The 24,881-nt window shown below is 67.0% G+C and carries 26 protein-coding genes; 14 read left to right on the forward strand and 12 right to left on the reverse strand.

Going from position 1 to position 24,881, the window contains the following annotated elements; genetic code table 11:
* Positions 1–15: 15 nt before the first annotated feature.
* Positions 16–246 (reverse strand): helix-turn-helix domain-containing protein, encoded by a 231-nt coding sequence (locus FOE78_RS22440; protein ID WP_143988237.1) that lies wholly within the window; start codon positions 244–246, stop codon positions 16–18.
* A 249-nt stretch (positions 247–495) separates the two neighbouring features.
* Between FOE78_RS22440 and FOE78_RS22445 the strand changes: the two genes are divergently transcribed.
* A complete protein-coding gene (locus FOE78_RS22445; RefSeq protein WP_143988238.1) occupies positions 496–783 on the forward strand; it encodes a DUF1540 domain-containing protein in 288 nt (95 codons plus the stop codon).
* A 3-nt stretch (positions 784–786) separates the two neighbouring features.
* Here FOE78_RS22445 and FOE78_RS22450 read toward each other — a convergent pair whose 3' ends face one another.
* The 3 genes from FOE78_RS22450 to FOE78_RS22460 are packed head-to-tail and all read right to left on the reverse strand — an operon-like array spanning position 787 to position 3,850.
* Positions 787–1,947, reverse strand: coding sequence for an acetoin utilization protein AcuC (locus FOE78_RS22450; protein WP_143988239.1), 1,161 nt, complete (start codon positions 1,945–1,947; stop codon positions 787–789).
* Complete coding sequence (gene proC, locus FOE78_RS22455; protein ID WP_143988240.1) at positions 1,947–2,783, reverse strand: pyrroline-5-carboxylate reductase; 837 nt, start codon at positions 2,781–2,783, stop codon at positions 1,947–1,949. Before proC ends, FOE78_RS22450 begins: the two co-directional genes overlap by 1 nt.
* Positions 2,780–3,850, reverse strand: coding sequence for an aspartate-semialdehyde dehydrogenase (locus FOE78_RS22460; protein ID WP_143988241.1), 1,071 nt, complete (start codon positions 3,848–3,850; stop codon positions 2,780–2,782). The genes proC and FOE78_RS22460 overlap by 4 nt, the downstream gene beginning before the upstream one ends.
* Positions 3,851–3,935: 85 nt before the next feature.
* Here FOE78_RS22460 and FOE78_RS22465 point away from each other — a divergent pair, with 85 nt between their 5' ends.
* Positions 3,936–4,751, forward strand: coding sequence for a CPBP family intramembrane glutamic endopeptidase (locus FOE78_RS22465; RefSeq protein ID WP_228265954.1), 816 nt, complete (start codon positions 3,936–3,938; stop codon positions 4,749–4,751).
* Positions 4,752–4,755: 4 nt separating this feature from the next.
* Here FOE78_RS22465 and FOE78_RS22470 read toward each other — a convergent pair whose 3' ends face one another.
* Entirely contained in the window at positions 4,756–5,685 is a 930-nt protein-coding gene (locus tag FOE78_RS22470; RefSeq protein WP_323125703.1) for a sugar phosphate isomerase/epimerase family protein, read from the reverse strand.
* A gap of 76 nt (positions 5,686–5,761) precedes the next feature.
* On the opposite strand from FOE78_RS22470, the gene FOE78_RS22475 reads away from it, so the two are divergent.
* The 4 genes from FOE78_RS22475 (at position 5,762) to FOE78_RS22490 (ending at position 9,388) form a co-directional block, all read left to right on the forward strand.
* On the forward strand, positions 5,762–6,532 hold the full coding sequence (locus FOE78_RS22475) for a hypothetical protein (RefSeq protein ID WP_143988242.1): 771 nt from the start codon (positions 5,762–5,764) through the stop codon (positions 6,530–6,532).
* A gap of 552 nt (positions 6,533–7,084) precedes the next feature.
* Entirely contained in the window at positions 7,085–7,729 is a 645-nt protein-coding gene (locus FOE78_RS22480) for a VOC family protein (RefSeq protein WP_143988243.1), read from the forward strand.
* Between the two features lie 32 nt (positions 7,730–7,761).
* Complete coding sequence (locus FOE78_RS22485; protein WP_266094997.1) at positions 7,762–8,799, forward strand: histidinol-phosphate transaminase; 1,038 nt, start codon at positions 7,762–7,764, stop codon at positions 8,797–8,799.
* Positions 8,800–8,914: 115 nt separating this feature from the next.
* Entirely contained in the window at positions 8,915–9,388 is a 474-nt protein-coding gene (locus FOE78_RS22490) for a DUF4190 domain-containing protein (RefSeq protein ID WP_143988245.1), read from the forward strand.
* 132 nt (positions 9,389–9,520) lie between these two features.
* On the opposite strand, the gene FOE78_RS22495 is transcribed toward FOE78_RS22490, so the two are convergent.
* The gene (locus FOE78_RS22495; RefSeq protein WP_143988246.1) at positions 9,521–9,883 is read right to left on the reverse strand and encodes a hypothetical protein; all 363 of its coding nucleotides are present in this window, start codon (positions 9,881–9,883) and stop codon (positions 9,521–9,523) included.
* 179 nt (positions 9,884–10,062) lie between these two features.
* On the opposite strand from FOE78_RS22495, the gene FOE78_RS22500 reads away from it, so the two are divergent.
* The 4 genes from FOE78_RS22500 to FOE78_RS22515 all read left to right on the forward strand — a co-directional run bounded on the left by FOE78_RS22500 (position 10,063) and on the right by FOE78_RS22515 (position 14,699).
* Complete coding sequence (locus tag FOE78_RS22500) at positions 10,063–10,962, forward strand: alpha/beta hydrolase family esterase (protein ID WP_143988247.1); 900 nt, start codon at positions 10,063–10,065, stop codon at positions 10,960–10,962.
* Between the two features lie 76 nt (positions 10,963–11,038).
* Positions 11,039–12,496 carry a DNA repair protein RadA gene (gene radA / locus FOE78_RS22505; protein WP_143988248.1) on the forward strand — a complete coding sequence of 486 codons (1,458 nt, stop codon included), beginning with the start codon at positions 11,039–11,041 and terminating at the stop codon, positions 12,494–12,496.
* Between the two features lie 527 nt (positions 12,497–13,023).
* On the forward strand, positions 13,024–14,091 hold the full coding sequence (gene disA / locus FOE78_RS22510; protein WP_143988249.1) for a DNA integrity scanning diadenylate cyclase DisA: 1,068 nt from the start codon (positions 13,024–13,026) through the stop codon (positions 14,089–14,091).
* Positions 14,092–14,174: 83 nt separating this feature from the next.
* Positions 14,175–14,699: a 2'-5' RNA ligase family protein gene (locus FOE78_RS22515; protein WP_143988250.1), complete on the forward strand. Its 525-nt coding sequence runs from the start codon at positions 14,175–14,177 to the stop codon at positions 14,697–14,699.
* A gap of 103 nt (positions 14,700–14,802) precedes the next feature.
* On the opposite strand, the gene FOE78_RS22520 is transcribed toward FOE78_RS22515, so the two are convergent.
* Complete coding sequence (locus FOE78_RS22520; RefSeq protein ID WP_143988251.1) at positions 14,803–15,318, reverse strand: methyltransferase family protein; 516 nt, start codon at positions 15,316–15,318, stop codon at positions 14,803–14,805.
* Between the two features lie 67 nt (positions 15,319–15,385).
* The gene (locus FOE78_RS22525) at positions 15,386–16,072 is read right to left on the reverse strand and encodes a GNAT family N-acetyltransferase (protein ID WP_143988252.1); all 687 of its coding nucleotides are present in this window, start codon (positions 16,070–16,072) and stop codon (positions 15,386–15,388) included.
* Between the two features lie 135 nt (positions 16,073–16,207).
* Between FOE78_RS22525 and FOE78_RS22530 the strand changes: the two genes are divergently transcribed.
* Both FOE78_RS22530 and FOE78_RS22535 read left to right on the forward strand, forming a co-directional pair.
* The gene (locus FOE78_RS22530; RefSeq protein WP_210414719.1) at positions 16,208–16,831 is read left to right on the forward strand and encodes a TetR/AcrR family transcriptional regulator; all 624 of its coding nucleotides are present in this window, start codon (positions 16,208–16,210) and stop codon (positions 16,829–16,831) included.
* A gap of 140 nt (positions 16,832–16,971) precedes the next feature.
* Positions 16,972–17,388 carry a hypothetical protein gene (locus FOE78_RS22535; RefSeq protein WP_143988253.1) on the forward strand — a complete coding sequence of 139 codons (417 nt, stop codon included), beginning with the start codon at positions 16,972–16,974 and terminating at the stop codon, positions 17,386–17,388.
* 9 nt (positions 17,389–17,397) lie between these two features.
* Here FOE78_RS22535 and FOE78_RS22540 read toward each other — a convergent pair whose 3' ends face one another.
* From FOE78_RS22540 to rfbB, 3 genes are all read right to left on the reverse strand, one after another.
* The gene (locus FOE78_RS22540) at positions 17,398–18,276 is read right to left on the reverse strand and encodes a phosphotransferase (protein WP_168207638.1); all 879 of its coding nucleotides are present in this window, start codon (positions 18,274–18,276) and stop codon (positions 17,398–17,400) included.
* Positions 18,277–18,338: 62 nt separating this feature from the next.
* Positions 18,339–19,730 carry a sugar nucleotide-binding protein gene (locus tag FOE78_RS22545; protein ID WP_143988255.1) on the reverse strand — a complete coding sequence of 464 codons (1,392 nt, stop codon included), beginning with the start codon at positions 19,728–19,730 and terminating at the stop codon, positions 18,339–18,341.
* A 2-nt stretch (positions 19,731–19,732) separates the two neighbouring features.
* A complete protein-coding gene (rfbB, locus tag FOE78_RS22550) occupies positions 19,733–20,731 on the reverse strand; it encodes a dTDP-glucose 4,6-dehydratase (protein ID WP_143988256.1) in 999 nt (332 codons plus the stop codon).
* A gap of 66 nt (positions 20,732–20,797) precedes the next feature.
* Between rfbB and rfbA the strand changes: the two genes are divergently transcribed.
* Positions 20,798–21,673, forward strand: coding sequence for a glucose-1-phosphate thymidylyltransferase RfbA (gene rfbA / locus FOE78_RS22555; RefSeq protein WP_143988257.1), 876 nt, complete (start codon positions 20,798–20,800; stop codon positions 21,671–21,673).
* A 65-nt stretch (positions 21,674–21,738) separates the two neighbouring features.
* Here rfbA and FOE78_RS22560 read toward each other — a convergent pair whose 3' ends face one another.
* Positions 21,739–22,806 (reverse strand): aldo/keto reductase, encoded by a 1,068-nt coding sequence (locus FOE78_RS22560; protein ID WP_143988258.1) that lies wholly within the window; start codon positions 22,804–22,806, stop codon positions 21,739–21,741.
* Between the two features lie 80 nt (positions 22,807–22,886).
* On the opposite strand from FOE78_RS22560, the gene FOE78_RS22565 reads away from it, so the two are divergent.
* Complete coding sequence (locus FOE78_RS22565) at positions 22,887–24,875, forward strand: M13 family metallopeptidase (RefSeq protein ID WP_143988259.1); 1,989 nt, start codon at positions 22,887–22,889, stop codon at positions 24,873–24,875.
* Positions 24,876–24,881 lie beyond the last annotated feature (6 nt).

Here is a 24,881-nt window from a genome sequence, read left to right on the forward strand (position 1 = left end):
TGGGAAGGCGTCTGGCTAACCGGTCTCGAAGTAGGAGCCGCGAAGGTAGTCGTGCACCGCCTTCTCGGGGACACGGAAGCTGCGGCCGAACCTGGCCGCCTCCAACTCACCGGAATGGATCATCCGGTAGACCGACATCTTCGAGACTCGCATCACCGAGGCGACCTCGGCAACGGTCAGGAACTTGACGCCCGCCAGCGACCCGCCGATCGGGGTCACGTCGGGTGAATCCGACTCGTTCGTCATCTGAGCACACCGTTTCCGACCCGCGTCGTGGCTGGCTTCCCCTCCAGCGTCGTGCGCGCGTCTAGTGTGAGAGTAGTGGCAAGCGAGGCTTTTGGGAAAGCCGCAGGGTGTACATTTCGCCGACACGCCGCAGCAGAGGCTTGACCCGGGCTCCGACGACTGGTGAGGACAGGCTCGCCTGGCTGGACGAAGCGTCGCAGCGAGAGCAATGTTGGACCCGCAGATCGCCGTCGATCCCGGAGGCTCGTCATGACCACCATCAGCTTGCCGCTCATCAACACCTGCACGGTCGAGGGTTGCTCCTACAACCACGATCACGACTGTCACGCCGGGGCGATCACGGTGATCGAGGAGACCTCGGCCTGCGGAACCTACTTCGCTCAGGGTGACAAGGGCGGTGTCCGGGAGACCGGCCACGTCGGCGCTTGTCACCGGGCCGACTGCGTACACAACTCCGAACTCGAGTGCACAGCGGACGGAATCATGATCGGCGCCGGCGGCGACGTCGCCGACTGCCTCACCTTCCAGCCCCGCTGAGCTTCAGAGTCCCGGGTCGAGGCCGAGTTCGGGGAACACCGCGCGCCGGGTCGCCAGGATGGCCTGATCGAGTCGACTGGCCGGGTCGATGCCGTCGGTGAACGGGGTGTAGTCGACCGGGCAGCCGTCGGTCATCACCGTCGGCGCGGTCGGCCCGATGGTGTCTCGCCAGCGCTGCGGAATCTCCGCCTCCGACGCGATCGGAGTACCCGAAACCACGCCGAGCAGGTGCGCCCAGGCCCGCGGCACCACGTCGACCAGCGCGTAGCCGCCGCCACCGGCGGCAACCCAGCGACCTTCGGTCAGTTCGTCGGCCAACTCGGCCAGCGCCAGGTACGACGCACGCTGCCCGTCCACGCTCAGCCGCAGGTCGGCCAGCGGATCGTGCTTGTGCGAATCACAGCCGTGCTGGGTGACCAGAACAGTCGGCTCGAACGCCGCCACCGCCTCCGGCACGATCGCGTGAAAGGCCCGCAGCCATTCCCGGTCGTTGGTGCCCGACGGTAGCGCCACGTTGACAGCGCTACCCGGCGCCTGCGGCCCGCCGGTCTCGTGCGGAAACCCGGTACCGGGGAAGAGTTTGACCGGCGTCTCGTGCAGGCTGACCGTCAGCACCCGCGGCTCGTTGTAGAAGATGGTCTGCACGCCGTCGCCGTGATGTACGTCGACGTCGACGTAGGCCACCCGTTCGCAGCCGGCATCGAGCAGCCAGCGGATGGCTGCCGCCAGGTCGTTGTAGATACAGAATCCGCTCGCAGCACCGGGCATCGCGTGATGCAGCCCGCCGGCGATGTTGACCGCCCGTCGCACCTCACCGCGCCAGACACTACGGGCGGCGTCGACGCTCGCGGTGACCACCTGGGCCGACACCTCGTGCATGCCTTCGAACACGGGATTGTCGTCGGTGCCCAACCCGTAGATCGGGTTCGGTTCGGCCGCACGGACGGCGTCGATGTAGTCGGCGGTGTGCACACTGGCGACCAGGTCGTCGTCGGCCGGTGACGGTTCGACGACCTGCAGCCGATCCAGCACGCCGAATTCCCGCGCCAGCGAGATCGCGCTGTCGACCCGTCCGGGCGCCATCGGATGCAACGGCCCGAAGTCGTACCGGGTCAGCGGATCCGAAAGGATCAGCCGAGCCCCCGCAGCAGTGTCGGCAACCATCAACGATCGCCGGCGCTGCGGGACGTGCTGCGGGCCCCGTCGGCCAGGTCGCGGCTGCGATCCCTGGCGGCCTCGGTAGCAGCGAGGAACGCTGCCCGCAGCTTGTGATCCTCCAGCACCCGGATGGCGGCGGCGGTGGTGCCGCCCGGCGAGGTCACCCGCTCCCGCAGCACCGACGGGTGATCACCGGTCTCCTTGAGCAGCTTGGCCGACCCGTACACGGTCTGCACGGCCAACTGGGTCGCGGTCTGCCGTGGCAGTCCGAGATGCACGCCGCCTTCGATCATCGACTCGACCAGCAGGAAGAGGTACGCCGGTCCGCTGCCGGAGATCGCGGTGACCGCGTCCTGATACTTCTCCGCGACGATCGCCACCTCGCCGGTGGCCGACAGCAACTTGGCCACCTGCTCGACCTGATCGTCGCTGGTGTGGGCACCGGCCGAGAGCGTGGCCATCCCCTCGTCCACCTGCGCCGCGGTGTTGGGCATCACCCGGACGACCGCGGCGCCGGCCGGCAGCCGTGCCTCGATCACTTCGGTGGCGACGCCGGCAGCCAGCGATACCACCAACGTCTCCGGCGACAGCACCGGAGCGATCTCGTCCAGAACGGTGCCGAGGTCCTGCGGTTTCACCGCGATCAGCACAGTCTCCGCCCCGGCCACCGCCTGGGCGTTGGCCGCGGCCGTCCGTACGCCGTGCCGTTCGGCCAGTTGCTCGCGTCGTTCGGGTCGCCGGGCGGTGACCACGATGTCGGTGGCCTCCCAGCCTGCCCGGAGCAGTCCGGAGAAGACCGTCTCCCCCATCACCCCGGCGCCGATCACGGCGAGTTTGGTCACGGCGCGACCAGTTCCTCGGGCTGTCCGTACGAGCCGGCCACCGGACGTGACGACACCAGCTCGGCAATCTGCACCGCGTTCAGCGCGGCACCCTTGCGCAGGTTGTCGTTGGCGATGAACAGCACCAGTCCGCGGCCGGCCGGCGCCGACTGGTCGGCCCGGATCCGGCCGACGAAGGACGGGTCCTGCCCGGCCGCCTGCAACGGAGTCGGGATGTCACTGAGCGCGACCCCCGGCGCGACGGACAGCAGCTCGGTCGCCCGCTCGGGGCTGATCGGCTCGGCGAATTCGGCATGAATGGCCAGCGAGTGACCGGTGTAGACGGGCACTCGGACGCAGGTGCCGGCGACGAGCAGCTCGGGCAGATGCAGGATCTTGCGGGACTCGTTGCGGAGCTTCTGCTCCTCGTCGGTCTCGGCGCTGCCGTCGTCGACGATCGAGCCGGCCAGCGGCAGCACGTTGTACGCGATCGGCCGGGCGTAGGCCGACGGCTCGGGAAAGTGGACGGCCGACCCGTCGAAGGCGAGCCGGGCGGACTCGGCGGTGACCGCCTGCGCCTGTCCCGCCAACTCGGCCACCCCGGCGCCGCCGGAGCCGGACACGGCTTGGTAGGTGGCGACGACCAGCCGGGTCAGTCGGGCGGCCTTGTTCAGCGGGGCGAGCACCGGCATCGCGGCCATGGTGGTGCAGTTCGGATTCGCGATGATGCCCTTCGGCGGGGCGATCGCATCCTCCGGGTTGACCTCGGAGACGACCAGCGGGACGTCCGGATCCATCCGCCAGGCCGACGAGTTGTCGATCACCACCGCGCCGGCGGCGGCAACCCGCGGCGCCAGCTGCTTGGAGGCGTGCTTGCCGTTGGAGAACAGCGCGATGTCCAGCCCGGAGAAGTCCGCGGTCTCGGAGTCCTCGACCGTGATCTGGGTGCCCTTCCACGGCAGTTTGGTGCCGGCGGACCGGGCGGAGGCAAAGAAACGGATCTCGGACACGTCGAAAGTGCGCTCGTCCAGCAGGCGACGCATCACGCCGCCGACCTGACCGGTCGCACCGAATACTCCAACTCGCATGTGCCGAGCATAAGAGCAGACCCGCCGACGGCCGCATTTTGCGCCAACGGATGGACGGCGCCCCGGGTAGCGGGAAGATAGCCGGGTGAGCGACGCCACCGCACCGGTCCCGGATCAGATCACCGGCAACCGATCGGGGATGCCGCCGCGCTGGGCCGGCATCGAGGTGGTGCTGGTGCTGGCAGTGTCGCTGGGACAGTCGGCGATCTATTCGATCTTGAGCATCATCGATCGGGTGACCCGGCAGCAGGCGTTGAATCAGCAGGCATCACAGCTCAACACCTCGGTCACGCCGGACCGGCCGTGGCTGGACCTGAGCTACCAACTGGTCAACATCATCTTCCCGCTGGTGCCGGTGCTACTGGCGCTGTATCTGCTGGCCCTGCACAACCCGTACGGTGAACGGCGGTCCTGGCGGGTGATCGGCTTCGACCTGCGTCGACCCGGATTTGATCTTGGTCTGGGTGCGTTGACCGCGCTCTGCATCGGCGTCCCCGGGCTCGGCCTCTATCTCGGTGCTCGGGCGCTGGGGCTGAACACTCAGGTGCAGGCGGCCAACCTCGCCGACAACTGGTGGACCATCCCGGTGTTGATCATCGCCGCTGCGCAGAACGCGATCCTGGAGGAAACGATCATGATCGGCTTCCTCTACACCCGCTTCCGGCAACTGAACTGGGCCTGGCCGGTGATCATCATCGTCAGCGCGGTGATCCGCGGCAGCTACCACCTCTACCAAGGATTCGGCGGCTTCGCCGGCAACTTGATCATGGGCGTGATCTTCGGATTGATCTACCTGAAGTGGAAGCGGGTGATGCCACTGGTGGTCACCCACACTCTGCTCGACATCGCGGCCTTCGTCGGCTACTGGCTACTGGCCCCGCACCTCAGCTGGCTCAAGTGAGGAATCAGACCGCGCTGGCGACACCGGTGGAGTCGACCGCATAGTCCGACCGCACCGGTGCGCACAGATGGCTGCGAGCAAAGGCCAACGACTCGGCCAGATCCGCTTCGCGCTGGGCCCGGGTGCCGCTGCGGCGGGAGTTCACCTCCAGCACCACGTGACCGGCGAAGTCGTTCTCCGCCAGCTGTCGCAGCACTTCCCCGGCGTGCTGATCACCGCGCCCGGGGACGAGATGCTCGTCCTTCATCGAGCCGCTGCCGTCGGTCAGGTGTACGTGGCCGAGTCGGTCGCCCCAGAGCGCCGCCAACTCCAGCGACTGCTGACCGGCAGTGGACGCGTGGGACAAATCGAGGGTCAGGTCGGGATAGTCGACCTCGGTCGGATCCCACTGCGGCAGGTAGGCCTTCAACTCCGTGCCGGCCATCCGCCACGGATACATGTTCTCCAGACAGAACCTGACCCCGGTCCGTTCGGTCAGGTCCCGCAGCTTCGGTACGAAGTCGCGCGCGTAGTCCCGCTGCCAGCGAAACGGCGGGTGCACCACCACGACGTCGGCGTCGAGCTGCTTCGCCGCCGCCGCGGAACGCTCCAGCTTGACCCAGTTGTCGGTGCCCCAGGTGCGCTGACTGATCAACAGACAGGGCGCGTGCACCGACAGCACCGGGATCTGGTGATAGTCGCGAAGCTTCTCCACCGCGTCGATGTCGGTGGACACCGGGTCGATACCCACCATCAACTCGATGCCGTCGTAACCGAGTCGACCGGCCAGTTCGAAGGCGCTCGAGGTCGTCTCCGGATAGACCGATGAGGTGGACAGGCCGACCAGCGCGGGGGCGAACTTCAGCGGCGGTTCCGCCAGCCCGGCGACCATGGGTCCGTCGTCGGCGGAGGACCCACCGCGGGGTGCGGAACGGTCGTCGAAGTTGGCTGACACGGCCCCCAGACTAGTGCGGTCCGGCTATGGACGTGCCCTGCAACTGCTTAACGATTGCGCCGCGTAGGCTGCGGCCGTGCCGGAAGTCATGATGGGTTTCCCCCGGGCGTACGCAGAATTCACCAACCCGGACGACGAGACCGAGGTGTATCGGATCGACCTGACCTGGTTGACCTCTCGGTGGGAGTGCATCTTCGGCAACGGCTGCCCCGGGATCTACGCCGACCGTCCGCACGACGGCTGCTGCACGCTCGGCGCCCACTTCGCCGACGAGGACGACGAGAAGCGCGTCCGCAAGGCGGTCAAACAGCTGACGCCCGAGCTGTGGCAGTACTACAAGGAGGGCAAGAAGCGCGGCTGGGTCGAACTGGAGGACGAGGAGACCCTCACCCGGGGCGAGGAACCCGACCGGAAAACGCGCCGGGTTGACGATGCCTGCATCTTCCTCAACCGTCCCGGCTTTCCCGCCGGCGAAGGTTGTGCCCTGCATCATCTGGCGGTGAAACAGGGCCGGCATTTCCACGAGACCAAGCCGGACGTCTGCTGGCAACTGCCGATCCGCCGGCAGTTCCGCGAGGTCGAGCGGACCGACGGCACCTCGTACACGGAGGTCAGCATCGGCGAATACTCCCGTGACGGCTGGGGACCGGGCGGTCACGATCTGGATTGGTACTGCACCGCCAACACCGACGCGCATCACGGCAAGGAACCCGTGTACGTGAACAACAAGCCCGAATTGGTGGCCCTGATGGGTGCCCGCGGCTACGAACTCCTCAAGCAGTACTGCGAGGAGTTCGAGAGCCGCCGCGGCACCCTGCTCCGGCACCCCGCCGATCCGCCCCGCTGACCACCTCCTCCGCCCCAGGTCGGTCTGGTCGAGTGACACTTCCCGCGCATCCACGGTTCTCCCGCGTAGGTTCGAACTTCCGCGGCAGCGCCGGAGGTGCGCGGGAAGCATCTTTGGCGTCAGGAAGGTACGCGGGAGCACCGGAGGTGCGCGGGAACAGGGGCGCCCGGCGCCGCCCGTGCTGGCCGTTCGTTTTCCAACCACAGTCGAGTTTGAGCACAGGGCGTGGTCGCTCTGCGCGTTCGTTTTCCAACCACGATTGAGTTCGTGCGGATTCGGCAGCGGCTCTGGTCGTGCGCTTCTCGACCGAGAACGAGTTCGAGCCTCGGTTGAGCGGCCGCCGGCGACCACGGGCCTCGGCGGTGACAGTGCGGCACTCTCACACGTGTCGCTCGGATCGGGTCCAGGCACGCTTCCCGCACATCCACGGTCCTCCCGCGTAGGTACGAACTTGCGCGGCCGCGCCGCAGGTGCGCGGGAACAGGTGCCAGGCGGCAGATCTGCGCGACCCCGGATCACGGAGCGGTTCGGGGTTCAGGCAGCATGAACCCCATGAGACTTGATCACCTCTCGTTCGCCGCCGGCCCGGAAGGCGCCGCCGCCACCGCAGAGCGACTCGGTGAGATGCTCGGCGCGCAGTTCGTCGACGGTGGTTTCCACCCGAGGTTCGGCACCCGCAACTGGACCCTGCCGCTGGCCGATGAGACCTACTTCGAGGTGGTCGAGGCACTGGATCACCCGGCCGCAGACAAGGCGCCCTTCGGCCAGGCCGTACGGGCTCGGATGAACGACGGTGGCGGCTGGCTGGGTTGGGTGGTCCGCGTTGATGATCTTGAACGGGTGGAGCAGCGGCTCGGACGCGAGGCCGTCCCCGGGATGCGGCACCTGCCCACCGGTGAGCAACTGGAGTGGAAACAGATCGGCGTCAAGGGACTGCAGGCCGATCCGCAGTTGCCGTTTTTCGTGCACTGGTTGAGCGATCCGTCGCTGCACCCGTCGCAGTCCTCCGGCGGCGAGGCGAAGGTGAAGCTGGTCAGCCTTGACATCGCCGGTGATCCGGAGCGGGTGGACGAGTGGCTCGGCGGCACTCCCGATCAGGTTGTCGCCGACGTCAAGATCAACTGGAACGCACCCAACGGGCAGCCGGGTCTGCTGGCCGCGACCTTCAGCACGCCGACCGGCGAGGTCCGGATCTAGTGGTCGTCTCGATCCGTCCGGCGGTCGCCTCGGTGCCTGTCTACCGGCCGGGCAAGCCAGCTCCGGTTGGTCCCGACGGGGTCAGTTTCAAGCTGTCCAGCAACGAGAATCCGTACCCTCCGTTGCCCGGAGTGCTGGCCGCCACCCAGCAGGCGTGCGAGCGGATGAACCGCTACCCGGACATGGCCAACACCGAGCTGACGGCGGAATTGGCCGCCAAGCTCGGCGTGGGCGTCGATCAGATCGCCGTCGGTACCGGCTCGGTGGCGGTGCTCTACAGCCTGTTGCAGGCGGTTGCCGGTGCGGGCGACGAGGTGATCTACCCGTGGCGGAGCTTCGAGGCCTACCCGATCGCGGTGCAGCTCACCGGTGCTCGCAGCGTGCAGGTGCCCAACCTGTCGGACGCCGGTCATGATCTCGAGGCGATCCGCCGGGCGGTCAGTGATGCCACCAAGGCCATCTTGATCTGTACGCCGAACAACCCGACCGGACCGGCCGTCGACCATGATCAACTCGCGGCATTCATCGATGACGTACCTGATCACATCATGATCATCATCGATGAGGCCTACCTGGAGTTCGGCACCGCGCCCCATCGTGCCCGCGGGCTGGAGCTTGTCCGACCGAACGTTGCGTCCCTGCGCACGTTCTCCAAGGCGTACGGGTTGGCCGGCTTCCGGGTCGGCTATCTCGTCGGCGACCCGCAGGTCGCCGGGGCGGTTCGCGCTGTCTCAGCTCCGTTCGGCGTTTCATTGCCGGCACAAGCCGCGGCTGTGGCTTCGCTGTCGGCCGAAGATCAACTACTTGAGCGCGTCGCAGAGTTGATCAAGGAACGCTCGCTCGTCCTGGACGGGCTTCGTGATCTTGGTTTCGCGGTGCCGGACAGTCAATCCAACTTCGTCTGGCTTCCGGCCGGCGAACGGACCGCCGAGTATTCCGACGCCTTCGCCGCTGCCGGGCTGATCACCCGGCCGTTCGTTGACGAGCCCGACGCTGGCATCCGGATCACCGTCGGCGAGCCGGAGGCGAATCGGCTGATCCTCCGAGTGGCGGAGTCGCTGCCCCGTTGAGTCCGGCCGCTCCGATGGGACTCCGGTCACACGGCATCCGCGCGGAGTTTTCTGCTGCTGACCCCTTAGCCCGGTAATGTTCCGTCGGCTTTGACGTCAAACAGCAAGGACCCCCATGAGCACGCAGAATCCGCAGCCCTCCTTCGAGCAGCCCGCCGCGCAGCCGAACCAGCAGTTCGCCGCCGGCCAGCCGGATCCCGCCAGCTACGGCCAGCAGGCCCCGTACGACCAGCAAACACCGTATGGTCAGCAGGCCCCGGCGCCCTACGGTCAGCAGAACCCGTACGGCGGACCGGATCAGCAGTTCGTCGGTCAGCCCGGCGTGCCCGGCTACGGACTGTCGGATCCGAACGCGCCGAAGAAGTGGTCCGGGATGGCGATCGGCAGCTTCGTGATCGGGCTCGTGGTGCTGTGCATCAGCCTGTTCTCGGGCTACGCGATCGCGGCCATTCTGCCGATCGCGCTGGGTGTTGCCGCTCTGCGGGACATCAAGTCCCATGGCAAGAAGGGCAAGGCGCTCGCCATCGTCGGTCTGGTCTTCGGCGGCATCAGCGCCATCCTCTACCTCATCGGCCTGATCCTCGGCTGACCGAACGCCGCCGGCGCCCGGCCGTCACGATCGATCGTCGTCGCGCGGAGTCGCCTTCGCGAGAGTTTTGATCCGATCTGATGGTTCGACTGAGGTGTCCTCGATTGCCTGCCTTGGTAGCTGCGACCATGATCACTTCGGCCAGTCGAGTTGCGATTCGGGGACACCGAGATCACGGCCGTACGCGATCGCCTCGGCTCGGCCGCGATCGTCACCCCGGGGGTAGTGGAACACCTGCCCCGGGAAGATCACGTACACGTCCCGATCACTGCGGAAATCGCAATACCAACCCGGCTCCTGCAGGGCAGCGGCCAACCCGTCGGCGAACGGCGGCGCGTGGTCGGCCGCGAGTTCGAACTCGATGATCGTCCACGTCTCCGGTTGCCCGGCCACGGTGTTGCCGGGCCGGACCCGGGCGATCTTGGTCAACGTGAGCCGCTGATCCAGCTCGGCACCGATCTTCAGACTCTCGGCGATCAGCACACCCTGATACACGGCCACCCCCTCGTGGGCATCGGATGATCACGAACGCTCGACGATTGCACCCACAAACCACGTGGTCCGCGCGATCGATCTTCCGCTGACCGCGGCTGCAGTACTGTCAGCCTGACCGCTGTCGGTCGTGACCGGACCCCGATCCGAGGACCGACCGATTTCAGAGCAGGGGACCAACGATGGCCTTGAGCACCTCCACCATGCCGGCCGGCAACCCGGTCGTCGGCTCAGCGCCCGGCGCGGCTCGGAGGGCGTCGACCCGGGTTGCGCGGACGCTGCTGCGAGCAGTCCTGTCGCTCGCCCTCGGCGTGATCTTGCTCGGCAGTGTCGCCGGCTGCGGCTCAGATGACCCAGAGCCGTTGCAGGCGGGCGTGAACGACCTGTCGATCCAGCACCGGAAGGTGGTCGTCCACGTACCGACTCATCCGGACGGTCCGCTGCCACTGGTGCTCGTGGTGCACCACTACACCGGCTCGATCGACGACGCGATGCTGTACGGCTTCGAGAATCTCGTGGACAGCAAGCGATTCGTGGCCGTCTATCCCGAAGGCGTCGACGGATCCTTCAACGCCGGGCACTGCTGCGGTGATGCCGCCGACAAGGGCACCGACGATGTTGCGCTCCTGACGTCGGTGGTGAAGTCCGTCGAGCAACGTGTCGACATCGATCCGGACCGGGTCTTCGTCACCGGCTTCTCCAACGGCGGCATGATGTCGTACCGGCTGGCCTGCCAGACCGACCTGTTCGCCGCCATCGCGCCCGTTTCGGGAGACATCGAAAGCACCTGCGACCACCCGTCGCGGGTGTCGGTGCTGCACGTCCACGGACTCGCCGACCCGATGGTCACGTTTCAGCCGGCCTCGGACGCACCGTGGCGGAAGGTCGACAACTGCGCGCAGCCCAAGAAGAGCACTCAAAAGACCGTGCACCGTTCGGTCGCCCGCTGTGCCGACGGCCGGGCGGTCGAGGTGATCACCGTCGACGGCGCGGGCCACCAAGTGCCGGAAACGTACGCCCAATTCAACGTTGCGAACACGATCTGGGCGTTCTTCGAGGCGCATCCCCTCGTCGCGAAGTGACGCTCCGCGTCGACACGGACCCCTGAGTCCTGAGCCGTCACCGACTTTGTCGGCGGCGCCGTCTAGGTTGCCGGGCATGGCCAAGACGAAGAACCGACCGGGCTATCACTGCACCGAGTGCGGCTGGACCTCCGCGCGCTGGGTGGGCCGCTGCGGCGAGTGTCAGACCTGGGGCAGCGTGGTGGACGACGCAGCACCGAAGCTGCAGCAGGTGCAGTCGCAGGTTCCGCAGGCCAAGGCGATGCCGATCGGCCAGGTCAGCGCCCGGGCCGCGATGCGAGCCAAGACCGGCGTCGGGGAACTCGACCGCGTTCTCGGTGACGGGCTGGTGCCGGGCGCGGTGGTGCTGTTGGCCGGCGAGCCGGGAGTCGGCAAGTCGACCCTGTTGTTGGAGGTCGCGGCGCGCTGGGCGAAGGCGGGCCGGCGCACGCTGTACGTGTCCGGCGAGGAGTCTGCCGCCCAGGTCCGACTGCGGGCGGGCCGGACCGACGCGCTCGCCGACGAGCTGTATCTGGCCGCGGAGACCGACCTGGGCACCGTGCTCGGCCACATCGAGGAGACCCAACCCTCATTGATGGTGCTGGACTCGGTGCAGACCGTCGGCACCGCCGAGGCGGACGGCTCACCGGGCGGTCCGAGTCAGGTCCGTGAGGTCACCGGCGCGCTGGTCCGGGTGGCCAAGCGCCGCGGGATGGCGGTGATGATCGTCGGCCATGTCACCAAGGACGGCGCGATCGCCGGGCCGCGGCTGCTGGAGCATCTGGTGGACGTGGTGCTCGCGTTCGAGGGCGACAAGCATTCGGGATTCCGGATGGTGCGGGCGACCAAGAACCGGTTCGGCCCGGCGGACGAGGTCGGCTGCTTCGAGATGGGTGAGAACGGGATCGTCGAGGTTCCCGACCCGTCCGGCCTGTTCACCTCCCGGCACGACGAAGCGGTTTCCGGCACCTGTGTGACGGTCACGATGGAGGGCAAACGGCCGCTGCTGGCCGAGCTGCAGGCCCTGGTCGCGCCGAGCAATCTGCAGGCGCCGCGCCGGACCACCCACGGCATCGAGTCGAGCCGGATGGCGATGGTGCTCGCGGTGATCGAACGACGAGCCGGGATCAAGCTTTACAACTGCGATGTGTACGCCTCGACCGTCGGCGGCGCACGGGTGCACGATCCGGCCGCGGACCTGGCAATCGCGGTGGCGGTCGCGTCGGCGGCGACGAATCAGGCAGTTGACCGTTCGACGATCGTGCTCGGCGAGGTCGGTCTGGCCGGGGAGCTACGTCGCGTGCCCGGCACCGAACGCCGCTTGGCCGAGGCCGCTCGGCTCGGTTTCACCGAGGCCGTGGTGCCGCCCGAGTCGAGCCAGGACCGCGCTGGTGGCCGGGAGCAGAAACACGGCATGACGCTGCATCGGGTCACCAACATCGGCAACGCGTTGGGTGTGCTCAACCTGCTGCCGGCGAAGCCGAATCGGGGCGGCAGACACGAATCCAGTAGCGATGCCGGCTCCGACCGACCGGTGCTGCACACGATCGGCTGACCCCGTGGTGCACGCGGCCCACTCGGCCACAGAATCCACCCTCCACTTCCCGATCCGCCGATGATCGGGATACGAACAGGACGTCCTCCCGGCCATCGACCAGGTTTCGCGAACACGATCACCCGCTGATCGCTTCGGATGACCAGAAATGGGCCGATTGGTGCGAATGGGCGGGGCATTCTGTTCACGAGCCGTCAGCGCCTGTCGCCGTTCCGATCGAGCGGACCGGCTCGTCAAGCAGCTCGGCGCTCCGATCCACGGTGACTTCCACGCAGCTTGCCAACCAGTCGAGTCCCGACCCGACAGACCTCCAGCCCGGCCTGCGCCGCCCGTGCCGCCCGGATTCCAGGAGGTTCGGGCTGCTCAGGGTACGGGTATGGGTGCGGTGGCTCCTGAAATCGGGAGGATGGCAGGTCTTGCGGCCGGGATGAGGACCGGTGTCCGCTCCGTTGACGCTGGGCGGGATCACCCGACCGGTCCCGTACGATGACGCGGACGATCAGACGCTGAGGCAGTGAGGGGAATCTGTGGCATCGGATCCGGCGCACCGTAACCGGGAACTCGAATACCTCGCCTTGTTGGCACCGGGCACGCCGTTGCGGGACGGATTCGAACGGATCCTCCGGGGGCGGACCGGCGCGCTGGTCGTGCTCGGCAACACGGCCGAGGTGCTCGCGCTGTGCACTGGCGGCTTCGAGCTGGACGTGCCGTACACCCCGACCTCGCTGCGGGAGCTGTCCAAGATGGACGGCGGCATCGTGATGACCAGCGACCTGAACAGAATCGTCCGGGCCGGCGTTCAGTTCATGCCCGACCCGCAACTGGAGACGCTGGAGACCGGCACTCGGCATCGCACCGCCGACCGGGTGTCCCGGCAGACCGGCATCCCGGTGGCCACCGTGTCGGCGTCGATGTCGACCATCGCCTTCTTCCTCGACGGCAGCCGGCGCCCGTTGGAGACCTCGGACCAGATCATGTCGCGGGCCAACCAGGCAGTGCAGACCATGGAGCGCTACCGCGAGCGACTCTGGCAGAACACCAGCCGGTTGTCCGCGCTCGAGGTCGAGGACCAGGTCACGATCAAGGATTTCGCGCTGGTCGCGCAACGGCTGGAGATGATCCGCCGGCTGGAGCTGGAACTGTCCGACTACGTGATCGAGCTCGGCACCGACGGCCGACTGCTCCGGTTGCAACTGCACGAGCTCGGCGCCGGTCTGGACGACCTGCGGGAACTGCTGGAGCTGGACTATCGACCGCAGGACGACGGCGCCACTTTCGGATTCGCCGGGCTGGTGGACCTGACGTCGGCACGACTGCTGGAGCCGCTGGAGGTTGCGCGGGCGATCGGCTTCGCCAACCAACACCTGGACACCAAGATCAGTGCCCGCGGATTCCGCCAGTTGGCCCAGATCAACCGGCTTCCGACGGCGTACAGCGCCCGACTGGTCGAACATTTCGGCAACCTGCAGGGCGTGTTCGGCGCGACCACGGCCGAGTTGCAGCAGGTCGAGGGCGTCGGCGAGAGTCGCGCCCGAATCATCCGGGAAGGACTGACCCGGCTGGCCGAATCGGCCTACTCGGAGCAGCTCGGCTGATCGTCGGGTGCGGCGGGTCGCGGCGGGTCGCGGCGGGTCGCGGCGACCCGATTGTCCTCGCGGGATCTGTCAGGCTGTGGGCTGTGGCGCTTGCGGTCTGCCTGCTGTTCGACCCGCGCAGCGATCGGCTGCTGCGCGACCTCTGGGCACGGCTGGAGCGGCAGGGAATCAGCACCTTGCAGTCCCACACCCATCGCCGCCATCAACCCCATCTGTCGTACGCGGTCATGTTGGAGTGGGATCTCGCTTCAGTGCGCGCCGCGGTCGAAGCGCTGCCGGGCGGAGATCCGTTGCAGCTGTCCGTCCAAGGCACGGTCTGCTTCCCCCGCGGCCGGGCAGCACTGGCGGTGGCCGGTTCGGCACAGCTGATGGAACGGCAGGAACGGGTCGCTGCCGCCGTGGCGGCGAGCGGAGCGATGCTGCATCGGCACTACCAGCCGGGCCGCTGGATCCCGCACATCTCGGTCGCCACCGGGTCGAACGCGACCACCTTGCCGTACGTGATCAAATCCGTCACCGACATCCTGCCGTTCACCGTGTGCGCCGGGCGCGCAGCACTGGTGGACAGTTCGACCGGCGAGGTGACACCCCTGCCACGACTGCCGTGATCACCAGCGTGACGTCACTCTCGGTCGCCTTGATCAACTTTCGGCGGCCAGCTGACGAGCTCAGCCGGACCAGTGATTCCCTGTCTACACAAGGTTTCTCGGTCTACACAGGGTTCTTGCGGTCTGGTCGCCAGGGGTGCAGCCGCGGGATCCAGGCAGGCACCGCGTTGCGGTACTGCGCATACGCTGTCCCGAACCGGCGCGCCAGCCGAGGCTGCTCGTAGTAGCGGACCGCTAACGCGCCGATCCCCCAGGCGACCGCCGTGTAGCCGAGCATTCCGGTCGAGCCGAAGATCAACGCCTGGCCCAGCAACACGATCAGGAACCCGACGTAGATCGGGTTGCGGACGTAGCGATACCAGCCGGTGATCACCAGCCGTGGCGGCGAAGCAGCCGGGATCGGCGTCCCGCCGGCGCGGACGAAGGCCGCAAACGCGCCGACGATCGGCACCAGCCCGAGCCCGACCAGGACCATCCCCAAAACAGCCGCCCAGAGGGCGATCTCGGCGGACCAACGGACCTGCCAATACCCGAGCCACCAGGGCACCAGACAGCCGAACATGCCACCCAGCGCGAGTCCCCAGCCGGCGGACAGAATCACCTCGCGACGTCGCCTCATGTATCGAGAGTACAACTCTCAGTTTGAGATCACCAGATTCATTTCTGTCGTGCCGGCGCAGCACCGGTCACAGGTCCAGCCGCATCACCACCTTGCGCTTGGTCGGCTGATGCACCTCGATGAAACCGGCTTGAGCGAAGGTCTCCCGAGTGCCGACGTAACCGCCTTCGACGAGATCGGGATAGCCCTCGATCGCGCGAGCGCCGCGTGATCTGGCGAAGGCGACCGCCGCCCGAGCCAGCGCGTGGCTGACGCCACGACCGCCGTACCCGCGACGGGTCAGGAAGCAGGTCAGCGCCCAGACGGTGTCGTCGGACTTGTCCTCGTCGCGGCCGTCCCAGGGCACCCGATTGTTGCGCAGCATCCGCAGATGATCAGGGCGCGGGGCCACCGCGCACCAGCCGACCGGTTCGCCGTCGAGGTAGCCGACCAAACCCGAGGTGGCGCCGGCCCCCGGCTGATCACAAGCCGTCTGCTCCCGGAGTCGGGCCGCGAGCTCCGCAGGGCCCTCGGAGGCCCACGACTCCCCAGGGCTCATCCTGAACCGCTGACACCAGCAGCGTGCCGGGTCGCCCCGAGAGCCGAACAGGGTCTGCAGGTCGGTCCAGCTCGCTTCATTGGCGGGGACGATGATCAACTCGTCCGAGCCGATCGGCGTTCGGGTACGAGGCCGCGGCGACGGTTCGCCGACGGCGGTCCGCTCGCGTTTGCCGGACCGCGCGCCAGCATCGCTTGGCGCATCGTCACTCACCATGGTTCGGCAGCATAGACACCGTTCCTGACGATCTGCGTCCTGATCCTCCGGCGGACCCGGGCAGCTGGCGATTGAGAGTGATACTTTCAATCCGTGGTCGCTGGGACGAGGTCAGGTCAGGACGGCACGGGCGCAATGGGCACGGGTGGGCAGGCGCGGACCCGGTTGGCCAGGGGTGCGGTGATCGCCGCCGCGCAGACACTGTTTCTGGAGCGGGGCTACGCGGCGACGACGATGGAGGCGATCAGCCGGCAGTCCGACGTCCCATCGGCGACCGTCTACCGGTTGTTCTCCTCCAAACTCGGCATCCTTCGAGCGATGATCGCCGTCAGCGTCGACGGTACCCCGGAGGCGATCCCGCTCCCGGAACAACCCGAGGCACGGGAACTGCTGAAGAGCCAAGACCCGACGGAACAGTTGGCCGGGTTCGCCGCGATCTGCCGGCAGGTGAACGATCGCACCTGCCAGCTGTATCAGGTGCTGGTCAGCGCAGCCGCATCGGATCCCGCCGCCGCCGACCTGCTCGCCGAGCTAGCCAAACAACGCAAGGCCGGGCAGGATCGGATCGCTCGCGCGTTGTCCCGCGACAAGTCCCTCAGGCCCGGCCTGCGGCAACGCGACGCGGCCGACATCATCCATGCGCTGATGTCTCCGGAGCTCTACCGGCTGCTGGTGATCGACCGCGGCTGGAAGCCGGACAAGTACCAAAGCTGGCTCGCCGGCACGCTGATTGATCAGCTGCTGTCCGCGCGCGACTGACCACGTGAAGCCTTCGGATAATTGAGGTTGTCGCTCTCGTTTTGAGAGTTACAGTGTCAATTGTGTGCGTCGGTGCACTGCCCGGAGCAGAGCCGACAACGAAAGGAGTCACGATGAGAACCGCACCCAGGCACCCGACAATGGACCTGCTCGAGAGAACCCGCCGTCCCGGCGGCGCCACGCTTCGGCTGACCATGATCATGAACGCCGTGCTGGCAATCGGCGTTCTTGCTCAGGGCTTGTTCGCCGGTGCCTTCCTGCAATCGCGACCGGGTTGGTTCACGGCCCACGAGGCCCTGGGCAACGCGTTGATCATTCCGGCGCTGATCGCCAGCATCACTGCTCTGACACTGCTGGTCCGCGGGCGCGCGGCGGCCACCCTGCTCGTCCGACAGGCAGTACTGCTCGGGCTGATCGTCGCCGTGATCGCGGCCGGGCACGCCGGCGGAGCGTGGCTGATGCTGCACATCCCGGCCGCGATCGCGGCACTCGGGATCGCCGTCCGCGAAGTTACCTTGTACGGCCGTCGGCGTCCGTCGCCGTGGCAGCAGCGTTGAGGTCAGCCCTCAATCGACTCGGCCGGCCGGGGCGAGACCGAGGACGTCGCACACCCACTGCAGGTTGATGGTCGCGAGCTCGAACAGCACCTGCCGCAACCAGGACGGGCCGTTCCGATCGCTCAGCGCGCGGGCGATCGCTGCCCCCGCGTGCCGGACAATCAGACCGGACGGCTCCGCCAGCAGTGTTGACGGACGGGGTCCGCCTTCCAGCCTGAGAGTCGGCAGCAACGTGATCAGATCCTGCAGCGGATGACCGGCACCGGCTTGCGACCAGTCGACGAACCGGGCCTGGGCGCTCGGCAGAATGCACAGGTTGTCGCTGCGTACGTCGCCGTGCACCAATGCGCGTTGGACGGTGGGGCCGGCCGGAAGCTCGCTGCTGATCAGGTCTGCGCCGTACGTTGCAATCCACCGCGGGCTGCACAACCCGGCGCCGATCAGCGCATCGCCGGCCAGCAGCCCTTCCCAGTGCGGCGCCACCTCCGGAATCGGCGACAGCTCCACGCCTGCCAGCGAGCTGAGCTGACCCAGGTCGTGCAGCACGATGTCCATGTCGCCCTGACGCCACTGCACGGTGCCGGTTCCGGCGGGCCAGTAGCCGTCGCTCAGATCCTGCGTGATCAGAACCGGGAACTCGTCATCGCTCAGCCAGCCGACGACCTCCGGTCCGAAGCGGGTACCGGCCGTCTGCAACGCGTCGGACTCGTTCCTCAGCCACCCGGCGGTGAGTTCGTCGGTCGCAGCCTTGACGAAAACGCTGCTACCGTCCGAGAAGCGCGCCACCCAACGCTCTGCGGCAGACAGTCCGCACTCGGGCCGCTCCCATCCGGCCACCGACTTCCTCAGCTGGGCTGCGACGCGTACCAGCACCGTGGGTGTCTGCATCCGCATCAACCTCCGCTCAGGCTCAGCCTCGCCCGGAGCTGCAACAGTCTGCCCCAACGTCGTTACTGCGGATCGTCGAGGTAGCGACCCAGGGCCGTGTTCTGGTCACTGGGAACGAATCCGGTCGATTTGATCTTGGTCAGGTCGAGCACGCTGTTGGCGGGACGCGGCGCGAGATCCTTGCCCTTGCCGTAGGTCTCGGTACTGACCGGGGTGACGGCGTCCGCCGACTTGCCGCGGGCAGCGAAGATGATCTTGGCCAGGCTCGCCCAGCTCTTCGGTTCGCCGTCGCTGGTCAGGTTGTAGACGCCGTACGCGGGCCGGACCCGGAGCAGGTGAGTAATCCCCCGGGCGAGATCGTCGGTGAAGGTCAGTCGGCCGAGTTGATCATCGACCACAGTCGGTTCGATGCCCTGGTCGGCGAGTTTGATCATGGTACGGACGAAGTTGTTGCCGTCCCCGATCACCCAGCTGGTGCGGACGATGTAGTGCTTTGGCACGCCGGCGATGATCAGGTCGCCGGCCGCCTTCGTCTGCCCGTACACCCCCAACGGGCTCAGCGGTTCTTCCTCGGCATGCAGTTCCTCGCTGCCGTCGAAGACGTAGTCGGAGGAGATGTGGACCACGGTCAACCGATGTCGACGGGCGATCTCGGCCAGCGCCGCCGGGCCGGTGACGTTGGTGACCCAGGCGTCTCGGCGACCCTGGGGCGTCTCGGCGGCATCGACGGCGGTGTGCGCGGCGGCGTTGATCACCACGTCGTAGTCGCGCCAGTCGAAGGCGGCTAACGACGAGGGTGAGGCAAGATCAAGAACGGAGCGATCGGTCGCCACCGCGTCGGGCAGCGCCGCGGCCAGCGCCCGGCCGAGCTGCCCGTTGCCGCCGATGATCACCGTTCGTTTGGGCCGCATCGGCCGGACCTCGGCCAGCCGCGGATGTCCCTTGTCCGCTTCGGAAAGCTCGCACTGCTCCAGCGGAATCGGCCAGTCGATCGCCGCAGTCTCGTCGGCCAGATTCAGGAATGTGTAGTCGGAGCGCGCCCCTTCGCTCCAGTGTTCGTTGACCAGATAGCTGTACGCGGTGTTCGGCTCCAGCGTCTGGTAGCCGTTGGCGACGCCGCGGGGCACGAAGATCGCGGTGTCCGGGCCCAGCTCGTGGGTGTAGACGGTGCCGAAACTGTCGCCTTCCCGCAGGTCGACCCAGGCGCCGAAGATCCGGCCGGTGGCCAACGCCACGTACTTGTCCCACGGTTCGGCATGCAGACCGCGGGTGACCCCGGCGGCCTCGTTGAACGAGATGTTGTTCTGCACCGGGCCGAAGTCCGGCAGCCCGAGCTTGATCATCTTCTCCCGCTGCCAGTTCTCCTTGAACCAGCCGCGATTGTCGCCCTGCAAGGGCAGCTCGATGATCGACAATCCGGGGATGGGTGACTCGGTGACGGTCAGATCGGCCATGTTCACTGCCCGGTGGCGGCGTATTTGGCTTCGGTGGCTTGTTTCTGGGGTCGCCACCAGTTCTCGTTGTTGCGGTACCAGTCGATGGTGTTGGCCAGGCCGGTACGGAAGTCGGAGTAGGCGGGTTGCCAGCCGAGTTCCTGGCGGAGTTTGGTGGAGTCGATGGCGTAGCGCAGGTCGTGGCCGGCTCGGTCGTTGACGTGGTCGTAGGCGTCCCGGGGTTGGCCGAGCAACTCCAAGATCAACTCGACGACGTCCTTGTTGTTCTGTTCACCGTCAGCGCCGATCAGGTAGGTCTCGCCGATCCGTCCGGCCTCGATGATCTTGAGCACGGCGGCGCTGTGATCCTCGGCGTGGATCCAGTCGCGCACGTTCTGCCCGGCCCCGTACAGCTTGGGCCGGCCACCGTCGAGGACGTTGGTGATCTGCCGCGGGATGAACTTCTCCACGTGCTGGTACGGCCCGTAGTTGTTGGAGCAGTTGCTGATCGTGGCCGCGACCTTGAACGAACGCACCCAGGCCCGGACCAGCAGGTCCGAGCCGGCCTTGGTCGAGGAGTACGGGCTGGACGGGTTGTACGGCGTCGACTCGCTGAATCGGGCCGGATCGTCCAACTCCAGGTCCCCGTACACCTCGTCGGTGGAGATGTGGTGGTAGCGCACGTCGTGTCGGCGGACCGCCTCCAGCAGGGTGTAGGTGCCGACCAGGTTGGTCTGTACGAACGGTGACGGATCGGTCAGCGAGTTGTCGTTGTGCGACTCGGCGGCGTAGTGAACCACACAGTCGTGTGACCCGACCAGTTCGTCGACGATCGCGGCGTCGCAGATGTCGCCGTGCACGAACCGAAACCGGTCGGCCGGCAACCCGTCCAGCGAGGCCAGATTGCCCGCGTAGGTCAGTTTGTCCAGCACCGTCACCGTGGCGTCGGTGTGGGCCAGCAGGTAGTGCACGAAGTTCGACCCGATGAACCCCGCGCCGCCGGTAACCAGATAGGAAGTCACCCGCGAGAGTCTAGAAGAACGAGAGGTTGCGTGCAGGAAGACCCGGATTGGGCCAGACTTGGCCGAATGCGAGGCATCATCCTGGCCGGCGGCTCCGGCACCCGACTGCATCCGGTCACCCTCGGCGTCAGCAAGCAACTGGTCCCGGTCTACGACAAGCCGATGATCTACTACCCGCTGTCCACGCTGATCTTCGCCGGCATCCGCGACGTGCTGGTGATCACCACCCCGCACGACGCGGACAGCTTCCGACGGCTGCTCGGCGACGGCTCCCAGTTCGGCATCGCGATCAGCTATGCCACCCAACCCGAACCGAACGGGCTGGCCCAGGCGTTCGTGATCGGCCGCGACTTCGTCGGCGACGACTCGGTCGCGCTGGTGCTGGGCGACAACATCTTCTACGGCCCCGGCCTGGGCAGCCAACTGCGCCGCTTCGCCACCGTCGACGGCGGCGCCGTTTTCGCCTACTGGGTGTCGGATCCCGAACGCTACGGCGTGGTTGAATTCGACGATCAGCAACGCGCGATCTCACTGGAGGAGAAGCCGGAGAAGCCGCAATCCAACTACGCCGTCCCGGGCCTCTACTTCTACGACAACCAGGTCCTCGACATCGCCGCCGACCTCGAACCATCACCCCGTGGCGAGTACGAGATCACCGACGTCAACAAGCACTACCTCGAACAGGGCAAACTCCAGGTCGGCGTGCTACCCCGCGGCACAGCCTGGCTCGACACCGGCACCTTCGACTCCCTCAACGACGCCGGCAACTTCGTCCGCACCCTGGAAGCCAGACAGGGCCTCAAGGTCGGCGCCCCCGAAGAAGCCGCCTGGCGCCAAGGATTCCTCACCGACGACCAACTCGCCGACCGCGCCCGAGCCCTGGCCAAGTCCGGCTACGGCACCTACCTCCTGCAGTTGCTCGACCGCGGCAAGGACTCCTGAGCGACTCGACTCGGTCGGACCGGCGGGAGTCTCGGCCCTCGACAGGTTCAGGCCCCCTTCGGGGCTCAGCTCTCGGAGACGCCGCGCCACATGTCGACGCCGGTTTCGTCGATCGCGTACTTGTCGATCTCGGCGAGTTCCTCGTCGCTGAGGTCGAGATTGTCCAACGCCTGAAGGTTTTCCTTGAGTTGGTGCACGCTGGAGGCGCCGACCAGGGTGGAGGTGACGGTCGGCCGACGCAGCACCCAGACCAGGGCGAGCTGGGCCAACGACTGACCGCGGCGATGCGCGATCTCGGCAAGCGCGTCGATCCGCGCGATGATCTTGGGATCGCGCGCGGCGTCCGAACTGAAACTGGGCCGTGAACTGCCGTGCTGGTTTGCTCTGCCCTTGCTGGTGAAGCGGTCGGTGAGCATGCCCTGTGCCAGTGCGGTGAAGGCAATCGCGCCCATCCCCAGATCGTCCAGGGCGTCGGTCAGGCCGCGTTCGATCCAGCGGTTCACCATCGAGTACGAGGGCTGGTGGATCACCAGGGGTGTGCCAAGATCATCGGCGATCGCCTTGGCCTGGCGGGTCCGCTCGGCGGAGTAGGAGGAGATGCCGACGAAGCGGGCTTTGCCGGAACGGACCGCGGTGTCCAGCGCCCCGATCGTCTCCTCCAGCGGAGTGTCCGGGTCGAAGCGGTGGCTGTAGAAGATGTCGACGTAGTCCAGATTCATCCGGCGCAGCGACTCGTCCAGGCTGTTCAGCAGATAGGTGCGGCCGCCGAGTTGGCCGTACGGGCCGGGCCACATGTCCCAGCCGGCCTTGCTGGAGATGATCATCTCGTGCCGGTACGGGCCGAAGTCCTTGATCATCATCCGGCCGAAGTTCTCCTCCGCCGACCCGTAGGGCGGACCGTAGTTGTTGGCCAGGTCGAAGTGACTGATGCCGTGATCTAACGCGCACCGCAGGATCTCCCGCTGCGTCGCGAACGGTCGGTCGTCGCCGAAGTTGTACCAGAGCCCGAGCGAGATCGGCGGCAACAGCAACCCCGACCGGCCCACCGGCCGATAGTCGGTGCCTCGATAGCGATCGGCCGCAGCCAGATAAGGATCGTGAGTACCGGGAACCGGAGAGTCGAATCGCACCATTGCGGCATCGTACGGCGCCGCCTCGAGCGGAGGTCCGAATCCCCGACGCGCGCCGGAAGCGCTGACGTAGCATCGCCCTCGTGACTTCACAGCCTTCAACGCAGCAGAATCCGGTTCCGGCACTCGACCTGTCCCTGACCGACGACTCGGTCCGGGCCCAAGACGATCTCTTCACCCATGTCAACGGCGGCTGGCTGAAGACCGCCGAAATCCCCGACGATCAGCCGATGACCGGTGCGTTCATCAAGCTGCGGGACGAGGCCGAGCAGGCCACGCAGGACATCATCACCGGGCTCTCCGCTGACGCCGCCGATGATCCGAGCACCGACGAGGGCAAGATCGCCACGCTGTACGCCAGCTTCATGGACACCGAGGCGATCGAGGCCGCCGGTGCCGAGCCGATCCGTGCGTTGCTCGCCGAGGTCGACCAGGTCGCCGACATCGACGGTTTCACCGAGTTGCTCGGCCGGTTCGCCCGGGTGGGTGTGCCAGGGCTGATCGGCTTCGACGCCGAGTCCGACCCCGGCGACCCGCAGCGGATGATCATGTTCGTCGGCCAGTCCGGCATCGGGCTGCCGGACGAGGAGTTCTACCGCGCCGACGACTACGCCGAGATCCGCAGCCACTACCTGGAGCATCTGCAGAAGTCGTTCGAGCTGGCCGGCTTCGACGACGCCGCCGAGCAGGCTGCTGCGGTGCTGGCGTTGGAGACCGACATCGCCGCCAAGCACTGGGACAAGGTGAAGACTCGCGACCTGCGGGCGATGTACAACCCGATGAAGCTGGCCGAGCTGGATCAGAGTGCGCCGGGGCTGCGGCTGCGCAACTTCCTGGCCGCGGCCGAAATCGACGAGTCGACCTTCGCCGAGGTGGTGGTCGAGCAGCCGTCCTTCTTCTCCGAAGCGGCGCCGTTGCTGGCCGCGGATCGGTTACCTGCTTGGAAGTCCTGGGCCCGGTGGAAGATCATCACCAGCTTCTCGCCGTACCTGTCCGGCAGCTTCGTCGACGAGCGGTTCCGCTTCTACGGCACGGTGCTGAACGGCATCCCGACGTTGAAGGAGCGGTGGAAGCGCGGCGTCGCGATCGTCGAGGGCGCGCTCGGCGAGGCCGTCGGCAAGGTGTACGTGGAGCGCCACTTCTCGCCGGTGGCCAAAGAGCGGATGGACGAGCTGGTGGCGAATCTGATCGCCGCCTACCGGGACTCGATCTCCGAGCTGGAGTGGATGACCGACGAGACCCGGGCCAAGGCGCTGGACAAGCTGAGCAAGTTCACCCCCAAGATCGGTTACCCGGACAAGTGGCGTGATTACAGCTCGCTGGAGATCAAGCCGGGCGATCTGATCGGCAACGTGATCCGGGCCCATCAGTTCGAGTTGAACCGGACGCTGAACAAGATCGGCAAGCCGGTCGACCGGGACGAGTGGCTGATGACGCCGCAGACGGTGAACGCCTACTACCACCCGCTGCGGAACGAGATCGTCTTCCCGGCAGCGATCCTGCAGCCGCCGTTCTTCAACGAGATGGCCGACGACGCGGTCAACTACGGCGGCATCGGTGCGGTGATCGGGCACGAGATCGGCCACGGTTTCGACGATCAAGGATCCACCTGCGACGGTGACGGCCGGCTGCTGAACTGGTGGACCGACGAAGATCGGGAGGCGTTCGAGCAGCGCACCAAGGCGCTGATCGCCCAGTACGACGCGCTGGAACCGGAGCAGACGCCCGGCCACCACGTCAACGGTTCACTGACCATCGGGGAGAACATCGGTGATCTTGGCGGCCTGTCGATCGCGTACAAGGCGTGGCGGATTTCCCTTGCCGGTAAGGAGCCTGAGGAGATCGACGGCCTGACCGGTGCGCAGCGGCTGTTCTTCAGCTACGCCACGATCTGGCAGACCAAGATCAGGTCCGAGGCGATGATCCAGCGGCTCGCCACCGATCCGCACTCCCCTGCGGAGTTCCGCTGCAACCAGATCGTCCGCAACATCGGCGTCTTCTACGACGCCTTCGACGTGACCGAGAACGACGCCCTCTACCTGCCGGAAGACCAGCGCGTCCGGATCTGGTAACCCGTA

Source organism: Microlunatus elymi (assembly GCF_007362775.1).
In the GTDB taxonomy this organism is placed as follows: domain Bacteria; phylum Actinomycetota; class Actinomycetes; order Propionibacteriales; family Propionibacteriaceae; genus Microlunatus; species Microlunatus elymi.